The following is a 24281-nucleotide window of genomic DNA, read 5'->3' on the forward strand; positions in this document are numbered from 1 at the left end:
ACCTACACGGCTTAATTGTCGTCGGCAGCGTCAGATGTGTATAAGAGACAGCTCCGGAGGGGCGCGCTCACGCGCTGGGGTCGCGGTGACGCCGATTCGACAGCGGTCACGTCAGCGCACCGCGCTGACACCCGGATGACCCCTTCAGCGCGGTGCGCTGGCGGCGGTCACCCCGCGCTCACGTCAGCGCGGTGCGCTGGCAAGCCGACGAACGACGGTCAGCGGCGGGTGGACGGATTGACGACACGGTTGCTCGCGGTGTCGGGTGACAGCTGCGACCCCGCCAGCTCGGCGGCACGCTGGGCGGCGAGCGACAACTCGTCCTCGGCGTCCTCCGCAGCCTGGGCGTCGGTGCGCTCCTGCAGCGCGGACTTCGCCCGCAGCGGCGGCGCCTTGAGGAACCAGCTCAGCACGAACGCGACGGCGACCACCGCGAAGCTCACCCAGAACACGGTCACGGTCGCATCCGCGAACCCCGTGAGGAACGGCGCGGCCAGGTCGTGGTTCGCACCGACGAGGAACGAGGTGTCGCCGTCGAGCGCGGAACCGGCCGAGCCGCTGTTCTCCTGCGCCCGCTGCAGCACCTTGAGGATGCCCTCGTTCGCCGGGTCCGACAGCACGGCCGGGTCCTGCGCCGCAGCCCGGACCCGCTCGCTGAGCGTCGGGTCGGCGAACGCCGCCGCGATGGTCGTCGGGATCCGCGTGTAGAGCACGGAGAAGATCACGGCCGTGCCCAGCGTTCCACCGATCTGACGGAAGAAGGTCGACGAGCTCGTCGCCACCCCGATGTCGCGTGCCTCGACGGCGTTCTGGCTGGCGATCGTCAGCGTCTGCATCAGCTGGCCGAGTCCGAGACCGACGAGCAGCATGCCGCCCATCATCCACCAGACCGGCTTGTCGGCCGTCGCGAAGCTGAAGTAGAAGAAGCCGCTCAGGAGCAGGAAGGTGCCGACGATCGGGAACGCCTTGTACTTGCCGGTCCGGGCGATGATCTGGCCGCTCGCGATCGACGAGATCATGAGGCCGAGGATCATCGGCAGCATCAGCAGGCCGGACTCGGTCGGCGTCGCGCCCTCGACGAGCTGCAGGAACAGCGGCACCGTCATCATCGCGCCGAACATGCCGAACCCGACGAGCACGCCGAGGATGGTGGCGACCCGGAAGGTCGAGTTCTTGAACAGCTTCAACGGGATGAGCGCATCGTCGCCCATGGCCCGTTCGACGAGAATGAACCCGATGACGCCGGCGACCCCGATGGCGTAGCAGGCGATGGACCCGGCCGAGGCCCAGCCCCAGATGCGGCCCTGCTCGGCGACGAGCAGCAGGGGCACGACGGCGAGGACGACCGTTGCTGCGCCCCACCAGTCGATGCGGACACTGTGGCGCGTGTGCGGGATGTGCAGGAAGCGGAGGACGATCGCGAGTGCGATGACGCCGATCGGCAGGTTGATGAGGAACACCCAGCGCCAGCCGGTGATGAACAGCAGCTCGGGGGCACCGGCGAACAGGCCGCCGATGAGCGGGCCGATGACGCTCGAGACGCCGAAGACCGCGAGGAAGTACCCCTGGTACTTGGCGCGCTCGCGCGGAGCCAGCACGTCGCCCATGATCGTCAGCGGCAGGGCCATGAGGCCACCGGCGCCGAGGCCCTGGATGGCACGGAAGATCGCCAGCTCGTACATCGAACCGGACATGCCGGCGAGGAGCGAGCCGATGAGGAAGATCGAGATCGCGATGATGAACAGCGGGCGGCGGCCGAAGATGTCGGACAGCTTGCCGTAGATCGGCGTCGAGACGGTCGAGGTGATCAGGTACGCGGTGGTGACCCACGCCTGGAGGGCCATGCCGTCGAGGTCGTCGGCGATCGTGCGCATCGAGGTGCCGACGATGGTCTGGTCGAGTGCGGAGAGGAACATCCCGGCCATGAGGCCGAAGATGATGAAGAGGATCTGCCGGTGACTGAGGACGGGGGCGGATCCCGACGGCTCGGTCGAGGCGGGGGAACTGGATGACATGCGGTCTCGTTCGACTCTGGGCGCGCCGGTTTGCAGGCGCACCGACGTTGGGGATTTTGCGTAGTGTGCAAACTTACACCCGGCGCAAGTTCCGCGGCAACCGCTTCGGTCAGGGCGTGGTGGTCGGCGCTGCGTCGAGGTTCGCGTCGAGCGCCGCGAGGTAGTCCAGGGTGGCCGTGAGTGCCACGTGGGCGTCGTCGAGGTCGAGGTGGAACTGGTACTCGTGGGGGAGTGCCGGCTCGTGGTCCGCGGCCCAGAACAGCTTCGTGACGTCGACGCCGGCGTCCTCGAGGGCGCTGCTCATCGGGACCGACTGCAACCAGGTGAGCGCGTCGCCGTTCCCGCCGGTGATGAAGGTCGGCGGGAAGTCGGCGGTGACGAAGTCGATCGTCGACATGAGCGCGCCGGTCGACGTCTCCGACCAGTCCTTCGTACCCGCGTAGGCCCAGAGGGCGGTCTGGAGGCCCCAGGCGCCGATGCCGTCGAGCTCGGCCATCGCCGGCAGGTCGTAGACCCCGCAGTTGAGGATCGTCCCGACGAGCTGGTCGGCGTCGATACCAGGGGTCATGCCCGACAGCGTCGCGTAGTCGGGGTTGGTCGTGAGGACGGCGAGCTGGCTGGCGAGCTGCGATCCCGCCGAGTCGCCCGCGAGCACGAGGCGGTCCGGGTTCCCGTTCCACTCGGCGGCGTGCTCCGAGATGTACGCGAGGGCGTCGTTGAGTTGGTTCACGGCCGTCGGATAGACGGCCTCGGGAGCGATCGTGTAGTTGACCGCGATCGTCGTGTACCCCGCTGCTGTGAGGATGCGGAGGTAGGGCTCGACGTTGCCCTTCTCGCCGGAGATCCAGGCGCCGCCGTGGATCCAGACGATCGTGGTCAGCGGTTCGGTGCCGTCCGCTGGGGTGAAGACGTCGAGGGTGGTGTCCACCTGCGGTCGGCCGCCGCTCGGTGCGGCGTACGCGATGTCGCGGAACTCCGTGAGCTTCGTGTCGGGGACGTACGGCTCCATCTCGGCGACCGTCGCAGCACCGCCGCGTTCGAACACCGAGCGGATGAGGAGCGCGGACGGCCACGGGGTGATGGCCGCGATGACCGCGACGACGAGGCCGAGACCGACCACGACGGCGGCCGCGGTCAGGAGCCGACGGAACCGCGGGCGCTTCCGGTGCGTCGGCGCGTGGTGTGCTGGCGTCCCTGCGGTCATGGTCGGGCCCCTCGTCCGGTGTGCAAGCCTGTCGACAGTGTGGCAGAGGCGCATGCGCCGTGTCGCGGTTAGGCTCGACGTGTGACCGCAGCCCACCAGCCCTCCCATCGACGCCCGGTTTCGCGGCGCGTCCGACGCAACCGCGTGATCGCGTTGAGCGTCCTGGCCGCCGCGCTCGCGATCCTGCTCGTGGTGCTCGTCGTCAACATCGCCGGCGGCGCCACGCCCACCCCGGCCGCCGCCACGAAGACACCGAGCGCGACCCCGTCCGTCACCCCGACGCCGACCCCCACGCCGACGCCGACGGAGACGGTGCCGGTCGCGCCCCCAGCCCCGCCGGCGTTCGACAAGGCCGCCTACTCGATCGACGACCCGCTGAGCCCGTGGGTGGTCGTCAACAAGACCCGGCCGCTGAACCCGGTCGACTACACGCCACCGGACCTCGTGTCCGTCCCTGTCGCCCACACCTGGGACCCGCTGTTGCGTGCCGAGGCCGCCGCCGCGATCGTGCAGCTGTTCGACACCGCCTCGGCAGAGGCCGGCCTGTCGCTCGCTTCGAACAGCGCGTACCGCAGCTACTCGAGCCAGGTGTCGGTGTACAACAGTGAACCCGACGACTCGACGACCGCACGCCCCGGCTACAGCGAGCACCAGACCGGCTGGACGATGGACATCGGTGCCGAGAGCGGTAACTGCTCGCTCAACACCTGCTTCGGCGACACGGCGGAGGGTCAGTGGCTCGCCGCGAACGCCTACCGCTTCGGATTCCTCCTGCGGTACCCGGCCGACAAGGTCGACGTCACCGGCTTCTCGTTCGAGCCATGGCACTACCGCTACATCGGCGTGCCGCTCGCGACCGAGATGCACAACACGGGCGTGACGACGCTCGAGGAGTTCTTCGGGCTCCCGGCGGCTCCCGGGTACCTGAACTAGCCCTTCGACAGGCTCAGGGACCGGGGCGGAGCGGGCTCAGGGACCGGGGGTCGGCACGTCCCTCGACAGGCCCGGATGCAGGCGACAGGCCCGGATGCAGGCGACGGGCTCGGCGAGCGTGTGTCCGCTCACCGAGCCCGTCGAGGCGTCGGCTGCCTAGGCGCCGAGGGCGGCGTCGACGATCTGCTTCGCCTCCGCCTGGACGAGCTTGAGGTGCTCCGCGCCCTTGAACGACTCGGCGTAGATCTTGTAGACGTCCTCGGTGCCGGACGGACGCGCGGCGAACCACGCGTGCTCGGTCACGACCTTGACGCCGCCGATGGCCGCGTCGTTGCCCGGCGCGTGACTGAGCTTCGCGACGATCGGGTCGCCGGCGAGCTCGGTCGCCGTGATGGCGTCGCCGTCGAGCTTGCCGAGCCGCGCCTTCTGTTCCTTCGAGGCGGCGGCGTCGACGCGCTCGTACACGGGGTCGCCGAAGCGCTCGGTCAGCTCCCGGTAGAGCACCGAAGGGGTCTTGCCCGTCACGGCGAGGATCTCGGCGGCGAGCAGGCAGAGGAGGATGCCGTCCTTGTCGGTGGTCCACACCGAGCCGTCGAAGCGGAGGAAGCTCGCGCCGGCGCTCTCCTCGCCACCGAAGCCGACCGAGCCGTCGACGAGACCGGGAACGAACCACTTGAAGCCGACCGGGACCTCCCAGAGGCGGCGTCCGAGGGACTCGGCCACGCGGTCGACGACCGACGACGACACGAGGGTCTTGCCCACGGCTGCGTCCTCGCGCCAACCCGGCCGGTTCGCGTAGAGGTAGTCGATCGCGACGGCGAGGTAGTGGTTGGGGTTCATGAGCCCGGCGTCGGGCGTGACGATGCCGTGGCGGTCCGCGTCGGCGTCATTGCCGGTGAGGAGGTCGAACTCGTCGCGTCGTGCGACGAGCGCCGCCATGGCGGAGGGCGACGACGGGTCCATGCGGATCTTGCCGTCCCAGTCGAGCGTCATGAACGCCCAGGCCGGGTCGACGTGCGGGTTCACGACGGTGAGGTCGATCTCGTAGCGGTCGGCGATCGCCTGCCAGTAGTGGACGCTCGCACCGCCGAGGGGGTCGGCACCGATGCGGATCCCGCTGCGCTTGATGGCGTCGAGGTTGATGATGTGCTTCAGGTCGTCGACGTAGTTGCCGCGGAAGTCGTACGTCTCGACGGCAGACGGCTCCGCCATCTTGACGTCGTGCAGCCCACCGGCGATGAGCTCGTTGGCGCGGTTCGCGATCCAGGAGGTCGCGTCGGAGTCGGCAGGTCCGCCGTGCGGGGGGTTGTACTTGAAGCCGCCGTCGGCCGGCGGGTTGTGGCTGGGCGTGACGACGATGCCGTCCGCCTGGTCGCCGTTGCCCTCGGCGTTGTACTTGAGGATCGCGTGGCTGAGCGCCGGGGTCGGAACGAAGTCGTCGAACTCGTCGACCAGAACGCGCACACCGTTGGCGACCAGGACCTCGAGGGCCGTCGTCTGCGCCGGCCCGCTGAGCGCGTGGGTGTCGGAGCCGATGAAGAGCGGCCCGGTGATCCCCTGGCTCGCGCGGTACTCGACGATCGCCTGCGTGGTGGCGGCGATGTGGTCCTGGTTGAACGCGGTGTTCAGCGAGGAGCCGCGGTGGCCGGAGGTGCCGAACACCACCCGCTGCTCGGGGATCGAGACGTCCGGCTTCAGCGTGTAGTACGCGTCGATGAGCGACGGGACGTCGATCAGATCTGCTTCGGTGGCGGGGGTACCTGCGCGATCGTTCATCGCACCAGTCTGGCAGGAACGACCGATGTCAGGAAGGCGCTTGACCCGTGGCGAGTGGCGATTCCCAGCGGAGGTCGGGGAAGCGCGCGAAGTCGCGATCGAGCGTGACGAAGGTGGCCCGGTGTTCGATCGCGAGTGCGGCGTGGGCCGCGTCCGAGACGAGGTTGCCTTGGGCCTCGACCGCTGCACAGAGCGAGGTGAAGACCGTCCAGAACGACGGGCCAGGGCGGACAACCTGAACGCCGGGCTCGTCGCGGAGTCGCTGCATCTGCTCGAGCGCGACGGAGATCGGAGTGGGGTCGACGAAGATCCGACGCTGGGTCACGATCCGGATGTACCCCGCGAGTACGGCTTCGCTGACGCCCAGGGGCTCTCTCGATCGGACGGCATCTTCCAACCAGGTTGCGAGCGTGCGGTGGTGTTGTGAATCGGGTCGGAACGCGCCGATGAGGACGTTGGTGTCGACCACCTTCACTCGAAACCGTCCATGATGTCCTCGAGTTGCGCGTTGTTCGTGAGGTCGATTCCTGGGCGGGGTCCTCCCTGGCCGTACGGCACGACCTTGTAGGGCTCCCGCTCGGGCGGTGCGGCCGCTGCGGCCAGCTTCGCGCGCAGGGCCTCTTCGATGTAGGCGGTAACGGTCTTCCCCTCCTGCGAGGCGTGCTCGCGGACGGCCTCGTAGAACTCGTCGGCGAGTCGGATGGTCGTTCGCATGAGCCGAGCCTATGAAGGCGTATGTCGGTATGTCAACGACGCTACCCGGTTCCCTCGGCGCAGGGCCGGGCCGACACACATCTGCGGAGAGGTCGCTGCTCAGGGTGCCTGTGGATGGCCGTCGACTAGCGCGTGGCGAGGAGCGCCGCGGCCGAGGCGGAGGCGGTCGAGGCGGAGGCGGTCGTGGAGGCGCTCGTCGTGGATGCACCCGCGCCGGCGCCCGCGGCGTCCGGCACGGAGGTGCGCTGGTGGGACGACCCGGGCGTCGTCAGGTCGGCGACCGCGTAGGCCTGACCCGTGACGATGCGCTGGATGGCGTAGAGGCTCTCGGTGGCCGGCCCGAGGTACTTGCCCCGGTCGTCGGCGTTGCTCGACCCGACCGCGTTGTGTCCGTCGACGGCGCCGAGGTGGTCGCCGTCGCCGAGCGTCAGCCCGTCCGAGCCGAAGGTGGTCGCGCCCCAGGAGCTCGTCGCGGGGTCGGCTCGACCGGACAGGAGCTGGCCGAGACCGGCGAGGGTGTCGGCGCTCGCTTGGGAGGCGTACACGCGGCCGGCCGGGACGTGCAGATCGTCGATCCCGATCTCCGTCGGGATGCCGGCCGAACCGAGCATGACGAAGTCGTCGACGTGATAGTCGCCGGACGCCAACGCGAGCGAGGCCGTCGCCGTGCCGTAGGAGTGCGCCACGACGCTCAACCGGGAGACGACGCCGTGAGCGGAACGGACGGCGTCGTATCCGGCGAGCACCCCGGCGAGCAGGGGAGCCCCCTCGATGGCGCGGTCGTTCGACGGCACCTCGAGTGCGCTCGGGCTGTGTCCGCCGATCCAGAGGATGACCGCACTGTCGGCTGCAGCGGTCTGGATGCGCTTCGCCCCGCGCAGGTAGTCGTCGAGTTCGAGGGCGCTGCTGTTCATCCCGGGGACGAGCACCGTGACGTAGGCGGCGGTGTCCACGTCTCCGACGGCGACCGCGACCCGCGGGGGTCCGGAGCCGCCCGCCTGCAACGTGATCAGGTACTCGGGCTGGAGGCGGGCGGCGATCGCGTCCGGTGCGTACCGGTCGGCGAGCAGCTTGATCGCGTCCAGGCGCGACAGGGTCGTGGCGAGGGCCGCCGAGTCCGCCTGCCCGTCGACCTGGTCGCTGCTCACCGTCAGCGAGCGGTAGCTCGCCTCGGTGTCGGCGAGGAGGCCGGCGAGCCGGGAGACGTTGGCCGTCGCCCGGTCCGTGTAGGCGACACCCTCGAGGTTGCCGATGACCGCCGGGTAACCGGTGATGAGCAGTGCGCGGTATCCAGGAGCGAGCTCGGTCCACAGCTGCGCGACCTGCGATGAGGACATCGTCGTGAGGGTCGTCGCCGCCGCGGCGAGATCCCCGGCGTAGGCGGTGGTGAAGGCGGCGGCCGTCATCGTCGGGACGGAGGAGGCCGCCGGTGCGAAGTCGGCGGCGGAGATCGCGGACGCACCGGCGGTCGAGGTCTGCGTCACCGTGACCACGCCGGCCAGGATCGCGGCGATCGCGACGGTCATGACGAGCGACTTGACGAGGGTCGCGCGGGCCGCCGAGATCGGCCGGTGCACCCAGGTCGGCAGCGACAATGACGGGAGGCTCCAGGAGGAGCCGAGGCTGAACGCGGCCTCGCTGCCGCTCGCCAGGTTCAGTCGGGGAGTGGACCGCGGGGCGGCGTCGGTGAAGACACTCGTCACGTCACTCCTGTTCCTGTCTCAGCCCGTCGGGTGGAGCCTCGCGCGACATGGATCACGCATCGAGATCGGGGAGACGAACGGCCGTGAACTCGCTTCCCGAGACGAGCGGCAGCGCTCAATACACCCTTGTATCCATTGTGGCGGGTAGTGGCGTGATTTGAATAGCTCAAAACGGGGGGTATCGGGGCCGAAATGACCCGATCTTCCTGGAAATCACCCGAATGTGACCTGGATGGGAGTCAACGGTCGTCCAAGGGCGTGTCGCGAACCACACGGTACGCTCGGAGGCATGCCAGCCGCACCCGCCGACGACGCCCTCCGGAGCTACAGTTTCCTCGGTCCGAGCGGGACCTTCACCGAGGTGGCGCTCGGCCAGGTCGAGGAGGCCAGGGGCCAGATCTGGAAGCCCGTGTCGAACGTCGGCGAGGCGCTCGGCGACGTCCTCGAGGGCCGCAGCACGGCCGCGGTCATCGCCATCGAGAACTCGGTCGACGGAGGGGTGTCCGTGGCGCAGGATGCACTCGCCACGATGCCCGGTCTCCGCATCGTCGGCGAAGTGCTCGTGCCGGTGAACTTCGTGCTCGTCGCCCGCCCCGGAACCCGCCTCGAGGACGTCTCGGTCGTGAACGCGCACCCCGTCGCCTACGGGCAGTGCCACCTCTGGCTCGACGCGAAGCTGCCCTCGCACGGGCACATCCCGGCGTCGAGCAACGTCGCCGCCGCGGCCTCGCTCCTCGACGGCACCTCCACCGCCGACGCCGCGGTCGCCCCGCCCGGCATCGTGAACCACTACGACCTCGACGTCCTCGCGGAGAACATCGGCGACAACCCGAACGCCGTGACCCGCTTCGTCGTCGTCAGTCGCTCACGGGAGATCCCGGCCAGGACGGGCGCCGACAAGACGAGCCTCATCGTCGAGCTGCCGAACGACGAGTCCGGCTCGCTGCTCGGCATGCTCGAGCAGTTCTCCACGCGAGGCGTGAACCTGAGCCTCATCGAGTCGCGGCCCATCGGCGACGCGCTCGGCCGGTACCGCTTCGTGATCGACGCCCTCGGACACATCGAGGACGAGCGGATGGCCGACGCCCTGCTGGGGCTCCGACGCTTCAGCCCGAATGTGATCTTCCTGGGCTCGTACCCGAGCGCCGATCGCACCGCCGTCGACTACCACTCCCGGTACAACGACGAGGTGTTCATCGAGGCCCGCGACTGGTTGCGCGGGCTGCTCTCGGCGGAGCCGCTCGACGACTGAGCTGTCACGTTCGCGCGTAACTCCTGCTGTCGGTCCGTGTCCGAGCTCGGGGACGGGGTGTCAGCGGGATTCGCGGCCGGGTGCAGGAGTTGTGGACGCCGACCGCGCGTCAACGGTGCTTCAGCTGACGATGTCGACACCGTGACCGCGAAGGCGCCGCTGGTCGGCGGTGAGCGAGGCGATGAGCCGCTCGTTCGTCCCGCGGATGTGGCGCGCGACGAGGTCCGCCGCGCCCTCGGGGTCGCGCGCCGCGACCGCGTCGAGGATGGCGCGGTGCTCCGTGGCGGCCTGCTCTCGGGCCTCGGGCGTCCGTACCTCGAGCCAGCGGGTGCGGGCGAGCCGGACCATCGCGCCGTGCACCCCTTCGGCGAGCAGGTGGTTCGCGGACAGCGCCGCGAGCTCCTCGTGGAAGTCGCCGCCGACGCGGAGCACCGTGTGCTCGTCGTCGGGGCGGGGTTCGTCGAGCAGGGTGCGGATCGCGGCGAGCTGCGCTTCGGTCGCGCGTTCGGCGGCGAGCCGGACGCCGGCGGTCTCGAGCGCCTCACGGACCTCGGCGATGAGGCCGATCTCCTCGAGGTCGATGGGGGCGACGATCCAGCCGCGGCCGTCGCGACGCGCCAGTCCCTCGGCCTCGAGCCGGGTGAGTGCTGCGCGCACGGGCGTCCGTGACGCCGCGAAGCGTTGCTCGAGCCCCCGCTCGGTGAGCGGCTGCCCGGGCGCGAGGTCGAGGGTCAGGATCGCCCCGCGGAGGCGCTCGTACAGCTGCGTGGTCTGCGTCGGAGTGCTCATCCGTGTTCCCGATCCGGCCGGTGGCGATTGGTATACCAAAATGGTGTACCGTCATGCTAGCAGTGGGAGACGCCCAGCGCAGGAGGCGGCACGATGACCGGAACGACACCAGCCCCCGTGGCCCCGGCGACCGCTCGCGGCGCGCGCCCACCGATGCCGAACGCCGGTCGGGCCTGGACCGTCCTCGGGCTCGGTGTCGCCGCGCAGACCGCCGGCACGCTCTTCGTCAGCACCCCGGCGTTCCTCATCCCGCTCCTGCACGCCGAGCGGGGCATGTCGCTCGCCGAGGCCGGCGTCCTGGCCGCTGCCCCCACGCTCGGCATGGTGCTGACGCTCATCGCCTGGGGCTGGCTGGCCGACCGTGTCGGCGAGCGCATCGTCATCGCTGGCGGCCTCGCCCTCACCGCGTTGGCCGCTGCCGGGGCGATCGCCGCGGACAGCCTCATCCCCTCGCTCGGCTACGGTCCACTCGGCATCCTGCTCCTCCTCGGTGGTGCCGCCTCCGCGAGCACGAACTCGGCGAGCGGCCGGATCGTCGTCGGCTGGTTCCCGAAGGACCGCCGCGGCCTCGCGATGGGGATCCGCCAGATGTCACAGCCGCTCGGCGTCACGGCGGCCGCGGTGACGGTGCCGTCCGTGGCGGCGGCGTCGGGCATCTCCGCCGCCCTCCTGATCTCGCTCGTCGCGACGGGTGTCCTCGCTGTGGCCTGCACCATCGGACTCCGGAATCCGCCACGGACCGTCGTGCCGAAGCCGGTCTCGACGGAGACGACGCCGAACCCCGTGGCCGCGCGACCACGCAACCCCTACCGAGGCGACGGCTTCCTCTGGCGCATCCACGCGGTGTCGATCCTGCTCGTGGTGCCGCAGTTCACGCTCACGACCTTCGCGCTCGTCTGGCTCGTCACCGATCAGGGCTGGAACGCGCTCGCGGCGGGCGTGCTCGTCGGTGTCGCGCAGTTCGTCGGAGCGATCGGTCGGATCGGCGTCGGGGTGTTGAGCGACCGGGTCGGCAGCCGGGTGCGACCGCTGCGCTGGGTGGCGGTGTCGGCGGTCGTCGTCATGTTGCTCCTCGCCGGCGTCGGGCTGCTGCAGTGGCCCATGGCTGTCGCCGTCGCGCTCGTCGTCGCCAGTGCCGTGACGGTCGCCGACAACGGGCTGGCCTTCACCTCGGTCGCCGAGATGGCCGGCCCCGCCTGGGCCGGGCGGGCGCTGGGAGCGCAGAACACCGGCCAGTTCATCGCCGCGTCGGTCGTCGGTCCGGCGGTCGGTGCGCTCATCGGCTTGGTCGGCTATCCGCTCGCCTTCCTCGCGGTCGCGGTGCTCCCGGCCCTCGCGATCCCGATCATCCCGAGCGAGGCCGCGGAGCACGACCACCTCTAGGTCGTCGTCCCACTGGTCCGGCCGGCTCGTCTAGTCGACGTTTGACGGATATCTATCGCGGCTGCCAGGCTTGCCGAGGCCCCACGACGGCCCGTGTACCTCCCCGCCGGCGAGTCGCGCTCCACTGCCTCCGACCACCGTCGAGCGACAGCCGGAGACGCCTGGTCGGCCGATCAGAAAGCACCACAGTGACCGGCACCACCACGTCCACCGACCCCGTCCACGCCGTCGCGGAGGCCGCCCTGCGGCGCAACGCGGGCGAACCCGAGTTCCACCAGGCGCTCCTCGAAGTCCTCGAGTCCATCCGCCCGGCGCTCGATGAACACCCCGAGTACCTCGAGGCGGGCATCCTCGAACGTCTCGTCGAACCCGAGCGGCAGGTCGTCTTCCGTGTGCCGTGGACCGACGACCGCAACCGGGTGCAGGTGAACCGCGGATTCCGCGTCCAGTTCAACTCGGCGCTCGGCCCGTACAAGGGCGGGTTGCGCTTCCACCCGAGCGTGAACCTGTCGATCGTGAAGTTCCTCGGGTTCGAGCAGATCTTCAAGAACGCCCTCACCGCGCAGGGCATCGGCGGTGCGAAGGGCGGGAGCGACTTCGACCCGCACGGGCGATCGGACGCCGAGATCATGCGCTTCTGCCAGAGCTTCATGAACGAGCTCTACCGCCACCTCGGCGAGCACACCGACGTCCCTGCCGGCGACATCGGCGTCGGCGCGCGCGAGATCGGCTTCCTCTTCGGCCAGTACCGCAAGATCACCAACCGTCACGAGTCGGGCATGTTCACCGGCAAGGGCGTCGGCTGGGGCGGCGCCGAGGTGCGCACCGAGGCGACCGGGTACGGGACGGTGTTCTTCGTGGATGAGATGCTCGCGGTCGACGGCCGTGGGGTCGACGGCAAGCGCGTCATCGTGTCGGGCTCCGGGAACGTCGCGACCTACGCGATCGAGAAGGTCCACCAGCTCGGCGGGACCGCCGTCACCGCATCGGACTCCTCCGGATACGTGGTCGACGACGCCGGCATCGACCTCGAGCTCCTCAAGCAGATCAAGGAGGTCGAGCGCGGCCGGATCTCCGAGTACGCCGCCCGCCGTCAGGGAGCCCACTTCGTCGCCGGCGGCAGCGTCTGGGACGTCCCGGGGGAGATCGCGCTGCCGAGTGCGACGCAGAACGAGCTTCATGAACGCGACGCGATCGCCCTCGTGAAGCACGGCGTCATCGCGGTCGCGGAGGGCGCGAACATGCCGTCGACGCCCGAGGCGGTGCGGGTGTTCCAGCAGGCCGGCGTCCTCTTCGGCCCGGGGAAGGCGGCGAACGCCGGTGGCGTGGCGACCTCGGCGCTCGAGATGAGCCAGAACGCTGCCAGGCAGCGGTGGTCCTTCGACGACAGCGAGGTGAAATTGCGCGGCATCATGCACGGCGTGCACCGCGCCGCCTACGAGGCCGCCGAGCGCTACGGCCGGCCGGGTGACTACGTCGTCGGGGCGAACACCGCCGCGTTCGTGAAGGTCGCGGACGCGATGCTCGCCCAGGGCGTCATCTAGTCCCGCCCTTGTCCCCGACTCAGGAGTGCTCCGACGCGTCGACCGCTGACGGGCCCGCCGCGCCGCGCACCTCCTGAGTCGGGGACGCGGAATCCGCCGGCGAAGGACACGGCGAGTGTCGGATTGCGACGGGGTGGTCGGCTCCTGGACGGCGAGTGACTAGCCTCGAAGGGTGACCGACCCCCGCCCCGCAACCACCGTCATCGTCGGTGCCGGCCTCTTCGGCTTGGCGACCGCCGTCCACCTCGCCCGCGCCGGGCGACGGGTGACGGTCCTCGAGTCGGGCACCGCCGCCGGAGCGACGACCGCGGCGGGAGCGGGCTTCGTCGGCCTGTGGGCGGCGGGCTACGCCTGGTACTGGGACGAGTCGGAACTCGCCCTCGAGCAGGCGGGCCTCGACTTCTACCGCGGGCTCGACGCGGCCGGATACGACATCGGGCTGCGGAACACGGGCAACGTGTGGCTCGCGCTCACCGAGCAGGCCGTGCTCGATCACCTGCTGCCGTTCGCCGAGCACCCGCTCCGACCCGAGGACGCCCGCCTGCTCACCGCCGTCGAGACCGCTGAGCTCGTTCCAGGTCTCGACCCTGAGGCCATCGTCGGGGCGTTCATCCATCCCGACGGCATCCAGATCAGCGCGCCCGACGCCGGACTCGCGCTCGCGGCGCTCGCCCGGGCCGAGGGCGTCGAGATCGTCGAGCACACGCCCGTCGTCGATCTCCTCGCCGAGGGCGGCCGAGCCGTCGGCGTGCTGACCGCCACCGGCGAGCGCGTCCTCGGCGACGAGGTCGTCCTCGCCGCAGGGTCCTGGACGAACGGACTCCTCGCCGCCACGGACCGCGTGCTGCCGTTCGCACGCGTGATCGCGAGCCGCCTGACCACCGCCCCGTTCGGCCTCGGCGAGGTGCCGACCCTCATGATCCCGGAACTCGACGGACTGTGGATCCGGGAACACCTCGGCGGTCTCACCTATGGCAACGGCGTGGGCTACGAGGCGCTCGCGGTGCATGACAGCCCGGCGGACCGTCGCCCGGACCGCCCCGACCTCGTCGAGGCGATGCGGGAGCACCTGTCGCCGATCATCTCCGAGCTCATCCCGGCCGCCGCGCCCGTCGTCGACGACGCCGAAGCCGTGCAGGGGATCGTGTCGTACACCGCGGACCGCCGCTTCATCGCGGGCCCCTTGCCGGAGCTCGACGGGCTGTACGTCGTGGCCGGCGACAACGAGTCCGGCGTCACGCACGGCCCCGGACTCGGCCGGATGCTCGCCGAACTGATGGTCACGGGTGAGAGCCCCTTCGTCGACGCGTCGCGGTACGCGCCCGGTCGATTCCCGTCCCGTCCGTTCGCCGACGAGGCCGCCGTGGCCGCCGCGATGCCGGCTCGTCGTGCGGTCGACGCGCGCGCCACCGCAGCGACCCGCGAGACCACGGAGTCGCGCCTGCCTGCGGAGTCGGGCCGATGACCGCGCCGGGTCCGGCAGCGGACGCGCTGCCGGCGCGCGCCGAGGTCGTGGTCATCGGTGCCGGGATCGTCGGTGCGGCGGCTGCGCGCTCACTGGCCGAGCAGGGCCGGGACGTGCTGCTCCTCGAGCGGTACCCGCGCGGTCACGAGCACGGCTCCTCACATGGCGCGACCCGCATCTTCCGTCAGGGCTACGACGCCGACGACTACGTCGCCCTGACGTCGGAGGCGCTCGCGGCCTGGCGGCAGCTCGAATCGGCGAGCGGACGGACGCTGCTCGACCTCACCGGCGCGCTCGACCACGGCCGACCCGAGATGCTCTCGGCGATCGAGGCGGCGATGACCCGAGGCGGGATCGCGTCGGAGCGCCTCACCCCGGAGCAGGCGAGCGACCGCTGGCCCGGACTGCGGTTCGACCGCGAGGTCCTCCACCACGCGACCGGCGGGCGACTGTACTCCGCCGAGGCGATCGAAGCCCTGCTCGACCTCGCCGAGGTGGCCGGAGCGACCCTGCGCTTCGGCGTGCGGGTGACGGGCGTCGATCCGACTGAGTCGAACGATCCGACCGCGGGTGCCGCCGGCGCCGTCGTCCGCACCGAGCTGGGCGACGTCGTCGCGGACCACGTGGTCGTCGCGGCCGGCTCCTGGACGCCCGACCTCGTCGGCGACCTCGCTCGCAGCGTCGGTCGCCCGCTGCCCGAGATCGTCGTGACGCAGGTCCAGCCTGCCCACTTCCCGAGCGAGCTGGCCGCCGACGCCTGGCCGAGTTTCGTCCACTACCCCACTGAGGGGTCGAGCGTGTACGGCCTGCTGACCCCGGGCGAGGGGGTCAAGGTCGGGCTGCACGGCGGTGCCGTCCACGTCCACCCCGACGAACGCGACGGCCTCGCCGAACCCGTGGAACTCGCGCGGCTCACCGCCTACGTCGCCGAATGGGTGCCCGGCGTCGACGCGTCCGCACCCCATACCATCAGCTGCCTCTACGATCTGAGCCCCAGCGAGGATTTCGTGATCGACCGGATCGACAGCATCATCGTCACGACGGGATTCTCCGGTCACGGGTTCAAGTTCGGCCCGGTGCTGGGACGCCTCATCGCCGAGCTCGTCGACGGAGCCGAACCGCACCCGAGGTTCGCGCTCGCCGCCCACGCGGTCCCCGTCGCGCCATCAGCATCAGCACCCCCGCAGTCACCCGAAGGAACCGCTCCATGAACCGATCCGCCAGATTCGCCACGGTCGCCATCGGCCTCGGTGTCGTCGCCGCCCTCACCGGTTGCACGGCCCAGGGCGGGACCACCACGACCACCGCGCTCGTCATCGGCACGACCGATCAGATCGTCTCGCTCGACCCGGCCGGTGCCTGGGATCGCGGCTCATTCACGCCGCAGAACCAGATCTACCAGCACCTCCTCAGCTACGACGAGGGCGACGTCGTCCCCGCCCCCGACGCGGCGGAATCGTGCGACTTCACCGACGAGACCACCTACGTCTGCACGGTCAAGGAGGGGCTGACCTTCTCCAACGGCCACGCGCTCACGGCCGAGGACGTCGTCTACTCCTTCACCCGCGTCCGTGAGATCGCCGCCGACAACGGTCCGTCGCCGCTGCTCGCGAACCTCGACAGCGTCGAGGAGGGTGACGACAACCAGGTCGTCTTCCACCTCACAGTGCCGAACGACCAGACCTGGCCCTACGTGCTCACGAGCATGGCCGGGCCGATCGTCGACGAAGAGGTCTTCCCGGCGGACAAGCTGCTGAGCGACGACGACGTGATCGGCTCCGGCCCCTACGCCGTCGACAGCTACCAGGCGGGCGGACTGCTCTCCCTCGAGGCGAACTCGCGCTACTCCGGGACGCGCGCGAAGACGCAGCACGTCGTGCTCAAGCCGTACACGACGGCGTCGAACCTGCGTCTCGACCTGGAGAAGGGCGACGTCGACATCGCCTACCGCTCACTGACCGCGACGGACGTCGCCGACCTCCGGAGCGACTCCGACCTGCAGGTCGTCGAGGGGCCGGGCGGTTCGGTGCGGTTCCTCACGTTCAACCTGAACACCCAGCCGGGCGCGAACGACGCGCAGAAGCTCGCCATCCGGCAGGCGGTCGCGTCGCTCGTCGATCGTGAGGAGATCGCCGATCAGGTCTACAAGGGCACCTACGCGCCGGCCTACTCGGTCGTCCTCGACGGGCAGACGGGTGCGACGCCCGCGTTCCAGACCGCGTACGGTGACGCGCCGGACCCGGCGAAGGCCGCGGCGATCCTCGCGGCCGCGGGCGTCAGCACTCCGGTCGCCCTGCCGATCCAGTACACGAGCGACCACTACGGCCCCGACTCCGACCAGGAGTACGCGCTCATCAAGTCGCAGCTGGAGACGTCCGGCCTGTTCACCGTCGACCTGCAGTCGACGGAGTGGACGAGCTACGTGAAGGAGCTGAACCCGGAGTCGGGTTACCCGGCGTACCAGCTGGGGTTCTTCCCGGACTACCCGGACCCCGACAACTTCCTGCGATCGGCGTACTCGACGACCGGCGCGTCCGTCGCCAACGGGTACTCCGACCCGGCCGTCGACGCGCTCATCGACACCGAGGCGACGGCGACCGACCCGGCGGCGCGCATCGCGGCGATCGAGCAGATCCAGGCGCTGACCGCGACCGCTGCTCCGATCATCCCGCTGCTCCAGGGCACCGAGACCGTCCTCGCCCAGAAGAACGTGACGGGCCTCGAGGACACGCTCGACGCCACCTACACCTTCCGCTTCGCGGTCCTCGACCGCACGAAGTAGCCGTCGCCGCCGGGGTGTGCGCCAGCGCGGTGCGCTGGCGTGAGCGCGGGTCTGTGACGTGAGCGCGCCCCTCCGGAGACCCGCGCTCGCGTGCGCGGGGAGCGCTCACGCCGGGTGTGCGTCATTCACGCGGGCGCACCGCGCCGGCACCCGGTGGGGAGGTCTCAGGTCAGCGCGGTGCGCTGGCGCGAGACCTGCCGAATCGGCGTGGGCGCGGGTCTGGGAGGTGAGCGCACCCCTCTGGAGACCCGCGCTCGCGGCTGCGGGGCGCGCTCGCGTCAGCGCACCGCGCTGGCATCCATCACAAGTGGGGGAGGACCTGGGCGAGCGCGATCGTGGCGTCGCCGGTCAGGGACAGGGTGCCGGCCTCGAGTCGGAAGGTGTCGTGCCGTCGGAGGGCACCAGGGCCGAGACCTGGCCCCGTCGCCGACAGCAGCCCATCGAGGAACACGACGAATGTGGTGGCTCCCGGCGGCGTGGTGACGAGCCTCGACCCGTCGACGACGCCGACCTCGAGCGATCCACGGAACCGGTCCCGCGACACCATCAGGTTGAGATCGAGCGTCGGCCCGACCACGCCCCGCGACGACACCGCTGAGGCCCCGTCGAAGGCGGCGACCTGCCACCGGTCCAACTCGACCGGCTCGCCGTCGATCACGAGTCCGAGTCCGCCCGCCGACAACGCCATCAGTTGTCGGTCGACACCCGGGAACGACGAGAAGACGACGTCCGCGTCGACCGTCGCGATGCTCAGCGTCCAACCCGGCCCGGTCGGCGCGTCCCCGCGCCCGTCCCTGGTCGCGGTCCCGTCACCGCCGTTTCCAGCCTCGGCCGGTTCCGCCGCGATCTCCGCCGCCGTCCCCAGCCCGTTCCGCCACCGGTAGCTCCGATGCCCGGACGCGGGCAACCACACGACGGCACGCTCGTCAGCCTCGCCGCTCATCGCCGCTCACCGGTCGTGACGCGCTCGCCGCGCTGCCGGACGCCGACCGTCAACGGCACACCGGGCCGGTAGGCGAGGTGCGAGACCGAGGGCGCGTCGAGCACCTGCAGGTCCGCGAGACCACCCACGCGAAGCGATCCGACGGCGTCGACACCGTGCTCGCGGCCGACCGCCACCGCGGCCCCTCGCGTCGCCGCCCACACCGCCTCGGCGATCGTCAGCCGCATCTGCAGCACGGCGGTCGCCACGCAGTACGCCATCGACGTCGTGTACGAGGTGCCCGGGTTGCAATTGGTCGCGAGCGCGATCGAAGCACCGGCGTCGATGAGCGCGCGCGCCGGCGGGAACGGTTCGCGCGTGGACAGGTCGCAGGCGGGCAGCAGGGTGGCGACCGTCGACGAACCCGCCAGGAGGTCGACGTCGGCGTGAGAGAGGTGGTTGCAGTGGTCGACACTCGCCGCCTCCAACTCGACCGCGAGGCGCACCCCGCCGCTCTCGCCGAGCTGGTTCCCGTGCACCCGGACACCCAAGCCAGCGGCGCGACCGGCGAGCAGCACCTCGCGCGACTCCTCGACGTCGAAGGCGCCGACCTCGCAGAACGCGTCGATGTAGGACGCGAACGGAGCCACCGCCGCGAGCATCGGCCCGGTCACGAGGTCGAGGTAGTCGCGGCGGTCGACACCGGCCGGCACGAGATGGGCTCCGAGGAAGGTGACGACGTCGGCGACCTCGATCGCCGCCCGAGCGGATCGCGCCTCGCCCTCCACGTCGAGCGCGTAGCCGGTCTTCGCCTCGAGGAACGTCGTCCCCTGCGCGAGCGCCTCCGCCCGCAACCGCCGCGCACCCGTGACGAGCTGCTCCTCGGAAGCCGCCCGGGTGGCCGCCACGGTGGTCGCGATCCCGCCCGCCGCATACCGGCCGCCGGCCATGCGCGCCTCGAACTCCGCCGAGCGGTCGCCCGCGAACACGAGATGGGTGTGCGTGTCGACCCAACCCGGGAGCACGGCGCGCCCGCCCACGTCGGTCCGCGCGTCGGCGTCGGGCGCGTCGACCGCTGCGCCGAGCCACGCGATCCGGCCGTCTTCGATGACGAGCGCCGCATCGGTGATCCGGTTGCCGTCGACGTCGCCCGGCCCGGAGCCCGCGTTGGTCGTGAGCTCGGCGATGCCGGTGATGAGTTCGCTGGTCATGGCTGCATCTCCTGCGAGTGGTGATCAGGTGTCGGGGACGAGGTGGCTGTCCGGGGCGTCTCCGTCGATGCTGCCAGCTCGGCGAGGGCCACCGCGAGGAGCTGTTCCGGCGTCGACTCCCGTGACGTCGCGAGCAGCCGGCCGCCCTCCGCCACGAGCTGCCCGCCGACGACGACCCGCTCGACGTCGGACGCGGTCGCGACGAGGGCGAGTTGTGCCGGGTCGGCGCCGGTGGTGCGCAGACTCGACGTCGACACCTCGACGAGGTCGAGCGGGTCGCCGACATCCAGCGTGTGCCGCCCGAGTCCGAGCGAACGGTACCCGTTGTCGGTGCCCGCCGCGAGGAGCTCGGCGGGCGAGAACCGGCCGCGTCTGCCGGAGGCGAGCCGCTCACCGGCTTCGAGTCCACGCAGTTCGAGCAGCGGGTCGACCACTGCGTTCTGGTCGGAGCCGACGGCGATCCGCGCACCCGCGTCCGCGAGGCGGCGGGCCGGTCCGATGCCGTCGCCGAGGTCGGCCTCGGTCGTCGGGCACATCACGACGGTCGCGCCGGACCGCCCGATCGCCGTGACGTCCGCGTCGGTCAGGTGCGTCGCGTGGACGAGGCTGATGCGTGGGGCGAGCGCACCGAGCGCGGCGAGCACGCCCGTCGGCGTCCTGCCCGTCTTCGCGAGCGTGTCGACGTTCTCCTGCGGTTGCTCCGACAGGTGGACGTGCAGCGGGACGTCGTCGGGCAGGCCGGCGAGGATCGTGCGCATGGCGTCGACGGGCACGGCGCGCACGGAGTGCAGCGCGGCACCGAGCGTGACGAGCCCGGTGGCGCCGACCGAGCCGGAGAGCGCGTCGCGCAGTCGATGCCAGCGGGCGAGCCAGCCGGACGCGTCGCCGTCGCCGAACCCGAGCTGTTCGGTGAGCAGCGGAGCGGCGGGACCCCCGGCGGGCCCGAGGCCACTCGCGAGGTAGGCCGTGTCGAGGAGGGTGAGCCGGATGCCGACGGCGGCGGCGGCTTCGGCGACCGCCAGTTCCATCGCGTGGGCGGTCGGGTACGGGGTGCCGTCGGCCTGGTGGTGCACGTAGTGGAACTCGCCGACCGCCGTCCAGCCGCAGACGAGCATCTCGCCGAACACGGCGCGAGCGACCCGGCCGTAGTGGTCCGGGTCGAGGCTGGCGGCCGCCGCGTACATCGCCTCGCGCCACTGCCAGAAGTCACCGCCGTCGGCGTGGGTGCGCCCCCGCAGGAGGCGGTGGAACGCGTGGGAGTGGGCGTTCCCCATGCCCGGGATGACCGTTCCGAGGCGTCGGTCGCCCGTCTGCGGCCCGACGCCCCGCTCGACGGCGGTGATCCGTCCGGAGTCGTCGGCCGTGAAGCGTACGCGGTCGGTCGGGCGACCGTCGATGATCGCGGTCGCGGCCCAGATGGGAGGCCGGACGTCCGCTGCGCCGGGGTCGACGCTCGCGACCGTCACAGGACGCTCCGGAGCAGGGTCTCGAGCGCCTCGACACCGGCGACGCAGTCGTCCGCCTCGGCGAACTCCTCCGGCGAGTGCGAGACGCCCGTCGGGTTCCGCACGAAGACCATCGCCGTCGGCACGGCTCCGTTCAGGACACCGGCGTCGTGACCGGCACCCGTCGGCAGCAGGGGGACCCCGCCGAGCGTGCCCGCCAGCCGCGCGGCGAGCTCGGGGTCGAACTCGACGACGCCCGACCACGACTCCTCGACCAGCTCAGCTGTACAGCCGGAACCGGCGACGGCCTCTTGCACCCGGCTCTCGATGTCCGCGACGAGGGCGCGCGTGCCGGCATCGGTGGCCGCGCGCGCGTCCACCCAGGCGTCGACCTCGGAGGCGATGACGTTGGTGCCGCCCGGCACGATGCTCAGGCGGCCGACGGTGGCGCGGGCGTCATCCGTCGCGAGGGCGGCCTGCTCGACCGCGATGACGGCCCGTGCTGCGGCGACCACGGGATCGCGGCGCTCGCGCATGCCGGTCGCGCCGGCGTGGTTCCCCTGACCGCTCACGCGGAGTCGCCAGCGGCCGTGGGCGAGGATCGACGAGGCGACGGCGGTGGGCGAGCCGAGGTCGATGAGGCCGCGACCCTGTTCCACGTGCAACTCGATGAAGAGCCCGATGCGGCCGAGCGCCTCGTTGTCGCGGCCGAGGTGCTCGGGAGCGAGCCCGGCGGCCGCTGCGGCCTCCGCCACGGTGATCCCGTCGGCGTCCGTCAGCGCTCGGGCGGCGTCCGCGGTGATCGCACCGGACAGGAGCCGGGATCCGAGGCAGGCGACCCCGAACCGGGACCCCTCCTCCTCGGCGAACACCACGACGGCGACGGGACGCGACGGCTGGAACCCGGTGGCCTGCAGACGCGCGACGGCGTCCAGCGCTGAGACGACGCCGAGCGGCCCGTCGAAGGCGCCGCCGCCCGGGACGGAGTCGAGGTGGCTGCCGGTGACGACCGCGTCGGGCCCAGGCTCGCCCCACCACGCCCACAGGTTGCCGTTCCGGTCCGTCTCGACGTCGAGCCCGAGTCGGGCGGCGCGAGCGGTGAACCACTCGCGCAGCTCGAACTCGGCCGCCGTCCAGACGTGCCGGGAGTACCCGCCGCGTGCCGGATCGACGCCGACGCCGGTGATCTCGTCGAGCCCGGCGAGCCGACCGTGGGCGATCAGGCCGTCGGTCACTCGCCCTCCCACATCGGCACCCGCAGGCCGCGTTCGCGGGCGACCTCGGCCGCCCGCTCATAGCCGGCGTCGACGTGACGCATGACGCCGGTGCCCGGGTCGTTGACGAGCACGCGCGCGATCTTCTCGGCGGCGAGCGGCGTCCCGTCGGCGACGATCACCTGACCGGCGTGGATGGACCGGCCGATGCCGACCCCGCCGCCGTGGTGGATCGACACCCAGGTCGCGCCGGACGCCGTGTTGAGCAGGGCGTTGAGCAGCGGCCAGTCGGCGATCGCGTCGGAGCCGTCGGCCATGGCCTCCGTCTCGCGGTACGGCGAGGCGACGCAACCGGAGTCGAGGTGGTCGCGGCCGATGACCACGGGCGCGCTCAGCTCACCCGAGGCGACCATCTCGTTGAACTTCAGGCCGGCGAGGTGGCGCTCCTGGTAGCCGAGCCAGCAGATGCGGGCGGGCAGCCCCTCGAAGGCGATCTTCTCGCCGGCCGAGGTGATCCAGCGGCGCAGCTTCTCGTCCTCGGGGAACAGTTCGAGGATGGCGCGGTCGGTCGCGGCGATGTCCGCCGGGTCGCCGGAGAGGGCCGCCCAGCGGAACGGGCCCTTGCCCTCGGCGAAGAGCGGCCGGATGTACGCCGGGACGAAGCCGGGGAAGTCGAAGGCTCGCTCGCAACCGCCGAGTTTCGCTTCGGCGCGGATGGAGTTGCCGTAGTCGAAGACCTCGGCGCCTGCGTCCTGGAAGTCGACCATCGCCTGCACCTGCTTCGCCATGGCGAGTCGCGAGCGACGTGTGAAGTCGACCGGGTCGGCCGCCGCCTCGGTCTGCCAGTCGGCGAGCGCCGTGTCCTCGGGCAGGTAGGCGAGCGGGTCGTGAGCGCTCGTCTGGTCGGTGACGATGTCGATGGCGACACCGCGCCGCAGCAGTTCGGGGAAGACGGTCGCGGCGTTGCCGACGAGACCGACAGACAGCGGGCGCCGTTCGGCCTTGGCGGCGAGCACGCGTTCGACGGCGTCGTCGAGGTCGTCCGTCATCTCGTCGAGGTAGCGGTGCTCGACGCGTCGCTCCAGTCGGCTCGGGTCGACGTCGACGATGAGCACGACGCCCTCGTTGAGCGTCACGGCGAGCGGCTGTGCCCCGCCCATGCCGCCGGCGCCGCCGGTGAGGGTCAGCGTCCCGGCGAGGGTGCCACCGAACCGCTTGTCGGCGATGGCGGCGAAGGTCTCGTAGGTGCCCTGGAGGATGCCCTGCGTGCCGATGTAGATCCACGAGCCGGCGGTCATCTGCCCGTACATGGTGAGACCCTCGGCCTCGAGCTTGCGGAACTCGGGCCACGTCGCCCAGTCGCCGACGAGGTTGGAGTTCGCGATGAGCACGCGCGGTGCCCACTCGTGCGTGCGGAAGACGCCGACGGGCTTGCCGGACTGCACGAGCAGGGTCTCGTCGGCCTCCAGTCCTTCGAGCGTGCGGACGATCGCGTCGTACGCCTCCCAGTTGCGCGCGGCCTTCCCGGTGCCGCCGTAGACGACGAGGTCCTCGGGGTGCTCGGCGACCTCGGGGTCGAGGTTGTTCATGAGCATCCGGAGCGGGCCCTCGGTCTGCCAGCTCTTGGCGGTGAGGGTGGTGCCGCGAGCGGCACGGATGGTCCGGGTGGTGGTCGGCATGTCGGTCATGTGATCAGTCCACTCCTCCCGGGGCCCGCGCGGCGAGAGCGACCGGGCTGTGGCTGTCTGGTCCGCCAGACATCCGGGTGTTTCGGGTCGCTGTTCGTCCGTCAGCGCGGTGCGCTGACGCCACCATGCACGCATCGGCGTCACTGCGGGTCATCGACGTGAGCGCGCCCCTCCGGCTGTCTCTTATACACATCTGACGCTGCCGACGACAATTAAGCCGTGTAGTTCTCGGTGGGGGCGG

Annotated in this window: 19 protein-coding genes; 7 read left to right on the forward strand and 12 right to left on the reverse strand. The window is 71.2% G+C overall.

Features of this window, described 5'->3' with window-relative positions:
• Positions 1 to 218: 218 nt before the first annotated feature.
• The gene (locus ACQG07_RS19020) at positions 219 to 2015 is read right to left on the reverse strand and encodes an MDR family MFS transporter (RefSeq protein WP_426739130.1); all 1797 of its coding nucleotides are present in this window, start codon (positions 2013 to 2015) and stop codon (positions 219 to 221) included.
• A 109-nt stretch (positions 2016 to 2124) separates the two neighbouring features.
• The gene (locus ACQG07_RS19025) at positions 2125 to 3219 is read right to left on the reverse strand and encodes an alpha/beta hydrolase (RefSeq protein WP_426739131.1); all 1095 of its coding nucleotides are present in this window, start codon (positions 3217 to 3219) and stop codon (positions 2125 to 2127) included.
• A gap of 81 nt (positions 3220 to 3300) precedes the next feature.
• Here ACQG07_RS19025 and ACQG07_RS19030 point away from each other — a divergent pair, with 81 nt between their 5' ends.
• On the forward strand, positions 3301 to 4152 hold the full coding sequence (locus ACQG07_RS19030) for a M15 family metallopeptidase (protein ID WP_229939707.1): 852 nt from the start codon (positions 3301 to 3303) through the stop codon (positions 4150 to 4152).
• Positions 4153 to 4308: 156 nt separating this feature from the next.
• On the opposite strand, the gene pgm is transcribed toward ACQG07_RS19030, so the two are convergent.
• From pgm to ACQG07_RS19050, 4 genes are all read right to left on the reverse strand, one after another.
• Positions 4309 to 5928, reverse strand: coding sequence for a phosphoglucomutase (alpha-D-glucose-1,6-bisphosphate-dependent) (gene pgm, locus ACQG07_RS19035; protein WP_079706448.1), 1620 nt, complete (start codon positions 5926 to 5928; stop codon positions 4309 to 4311).
• Positions 5929 to 5956: 28 nt separating this feature from the next.
• The gene (locus tag ACQG07_RS19040; RefSeq protein ID WP_236555280.1) at positions 5957 to 6397 is read right to left on the reverse strand and encodes a type II toxin-antitoxin system VapC family toxin; all 441 of its coding nucleotides are present in this window, start codon (positions 6395 to 6397) and stop codon (positions 5957 to 5959) included.
• Positions 6398 to 6399: 2 nt separating this feature from the next.
• Positions 6400 to 6642, reverse strand: a complete 243-nt coding sequence (locus ACQG07_RS19045; protein ID WP_192006260.1) for a ribbon-helix-helix protein, CopG family — start codon at positions 6640 to 6642, stop codon at positions 6400 to 6402.
• Between the two features lie 125 nt (positions 6643 to 6767).
• The gene (locus ACQG07_RS19050) at positions 6768 to 8345 is read right to left on the reverse strand and encodes an alpha/beta hydrolase (RefSeq protein ID WP_426739132.1); all 1578 of its coding nucleotides are present in this window, start codon (positions 8343 to 8345) and stop codon (positions 6768 to 6770) included.
• A 289-nt stretch (positions 8346 to 8634) separates the two neighbouring features.
• On the opposite strand from ACQG07_RS19050, the gene pheA reads away from it, so the two are divergent.
• Positions 8635 to 9597 carry a prephenate dehydratase gene (pheA, locus tag ACQG07_RS19055; RefSeq protein WP_086475276.1) on the forward strand — a complete coding sequence of 321 codons (963 nt, stop codon included), beginning with the start codon at positions 8635 to 8637 and terminating at the stop codon, positions 9595 to 9597.
• A 120-nt stretch (positions 9598 to 9717) separates the two neighbouring features.
• Here pheA and ACQG07_RS19060 read toward each other — a convergent pair whose 3' ends face one another.
• The gene (locus tag ACQG07_RS19060; RefSeq protein ID WP_426739133.1) at positions 9718 to 10386 is read right to left on the reverse strand and encodes a GntR family transcriptional regulator; all 669 of its coding nucleotides are present in this window, start codon (positions 10384 to 10386) and stop codon (positions 9718 to 9720) included.
• Positions 10387 to 10479: 93 nt separating this feature from the next.
• Between ACQG07_RS19060 and ACQG07_RS19065 the strand changes: the two genes are divergently transcribed.
• The 5 genes from ACQG07_RS19065 to ACQG07_RS19085 all read left to right on the forward strand — a co-directional run bounded on the left by ACQG07_RS19065 (position 10480) and on the right by ACQG07_RS19085 (position 17560).
• Entirely contained in the window at positions 10480 to 11769 is a 1290-nt protein-coding gene (locus tag ACQG07_RS19065) for an MFS transporter (protein WP_426739134.1), read from the forward strand.
• Between the two features lie 188 nt (positions 11770 to 11957).
• Positions 11958 to 13313, forward strand: a complete 1356-nt coding sequence (gdhA, locus tag ACQG07_RS19070; RefSeq protein WP_274500190.1) for an NADP-specific glutamate dehydrogenase — start codon at positions 11958 to 11960, stop codon at positions 13311 to 13313.
• A 172-nt stretch (positions 13314 to 13485) separates the two neighbouring features.
• A complete protein-coding gene (locus ACQG07_RS19075) occupies positions 13486 to 14778 on the forward strand; it encodes an NAD(P)/FAD-dependent oxidoreductase (protein WP_426739135.1) in 1293 nt (430 codons plus the stop codon).
• Positions 14775 to 15989: an FAD-dependent oxidoreductase gene (locus ACQG07_RS19080; protein ID WP_426739136.1), complete on the forward strand. Its 1215-nt coding sequence runs from the start codon at positions 14775 to 14777 to the stop codon at positions 15987 to 15989. Before ACQG07_RS19075 ends, ACQG07_RS19080 begins: the two co-directional genes overlap by 4 nt.
• Complete coding sequence (locus tag ACQG07_RS19085) at positions 15986 to 17560, forward strand: ABC transporter substrate-binding protein (RefSeq protein ID WP_426739137.1); 1575 nt, start codon at positions 15986 to 15988, stop codon at positions 17558 to 17560. Before ACQG07_RS19080 ends, ACQG07_RS19085 begins: the two co-directional genes overlap by 4 nt.
• A 301-nt stretch (positions 17561 to 17861) precedes the next feature.
• Here the strand turns inward: ACQG07_RS19085 and ACQG07_RS19090 are convergent, their stop codons facing one another.
• From ACQG07_RS19090 to hutU, 5 genes are read right to left on the reverse strand one after another with little or no spacing between them, the layout of a single operon-like run.
• Complete coding sequence (locus ACQG07_RS19090) at positions 17862 to 18503, reverse strand: HutD/Ves family protein (RefSeq protein WP_426739138.1); 642 nt, start codon at positions 18501 to 18503, stop codon at positions 17862 to 17864.
• The gene (gene hutI, locus ACQG07_RS19095; protein WP_426739139.1) at positions 18500 to 19693 is read right to left on the reverse strand and encodes an imidazolonepropionase; all 1194 of its coding nucleotides are present in this window, start codon (positions 19691 to 19693) and stop codon (positions 18500 to 18502) included. Before hutI ends, ACQG07_RS19090 begins: the two co-directional genes overlap by 4 nt.
• A complete protein-coding gene (locus tag ACQG07_RS19100; RefSeq protein WP_426739140.1) occupies positions 19690 to 21159 on the reverse strand; it encodes a formimidoylglutamate deiminase in 1470 nt (489 codons plus the stop codon). Before ACQG07_RS19100 ends, hutI begins: the two co-directional genes overlap by 4 nt.
• Entirely contained in the window at positions 21156 to 22373 is a 1218-nt protein-coding gene (locus ACQG07_RS19105) for an allantoate amidohydrolase (protein WP_426739141.1), read from the reverse strand. Before ACQG07_RS19105 ends, ACQG07_RS19100 begins: the two co-directional genes overlap by 4 nt.
• A complete protein-coding gene (hutU, locus tag ACQG07_RS19110) occupies positions 22370 to 24040 on the reverse strand; it encodes a urocanate hydratase (RefSeq protein ID WP_426739142.1) in 1671 nt (556 codons plus the stop codon). Before hutU ends, ACQG07_RS19105 begins: the two co-directional genes overlap by 4 nt.
• Positions 24041 to 24281 lie beyond the last annotated feature (241 nt).

Origin of the sequence: Plantibacter sp. 2H11-2, assembly GCF_050031945.1 — a bacterium.
Lineage (GTDB): Bacteria > Actinomycetota > Actinomycetes > Actinomycetales > Microbacteriaceae > Plantibacter > Plantibacter auratus.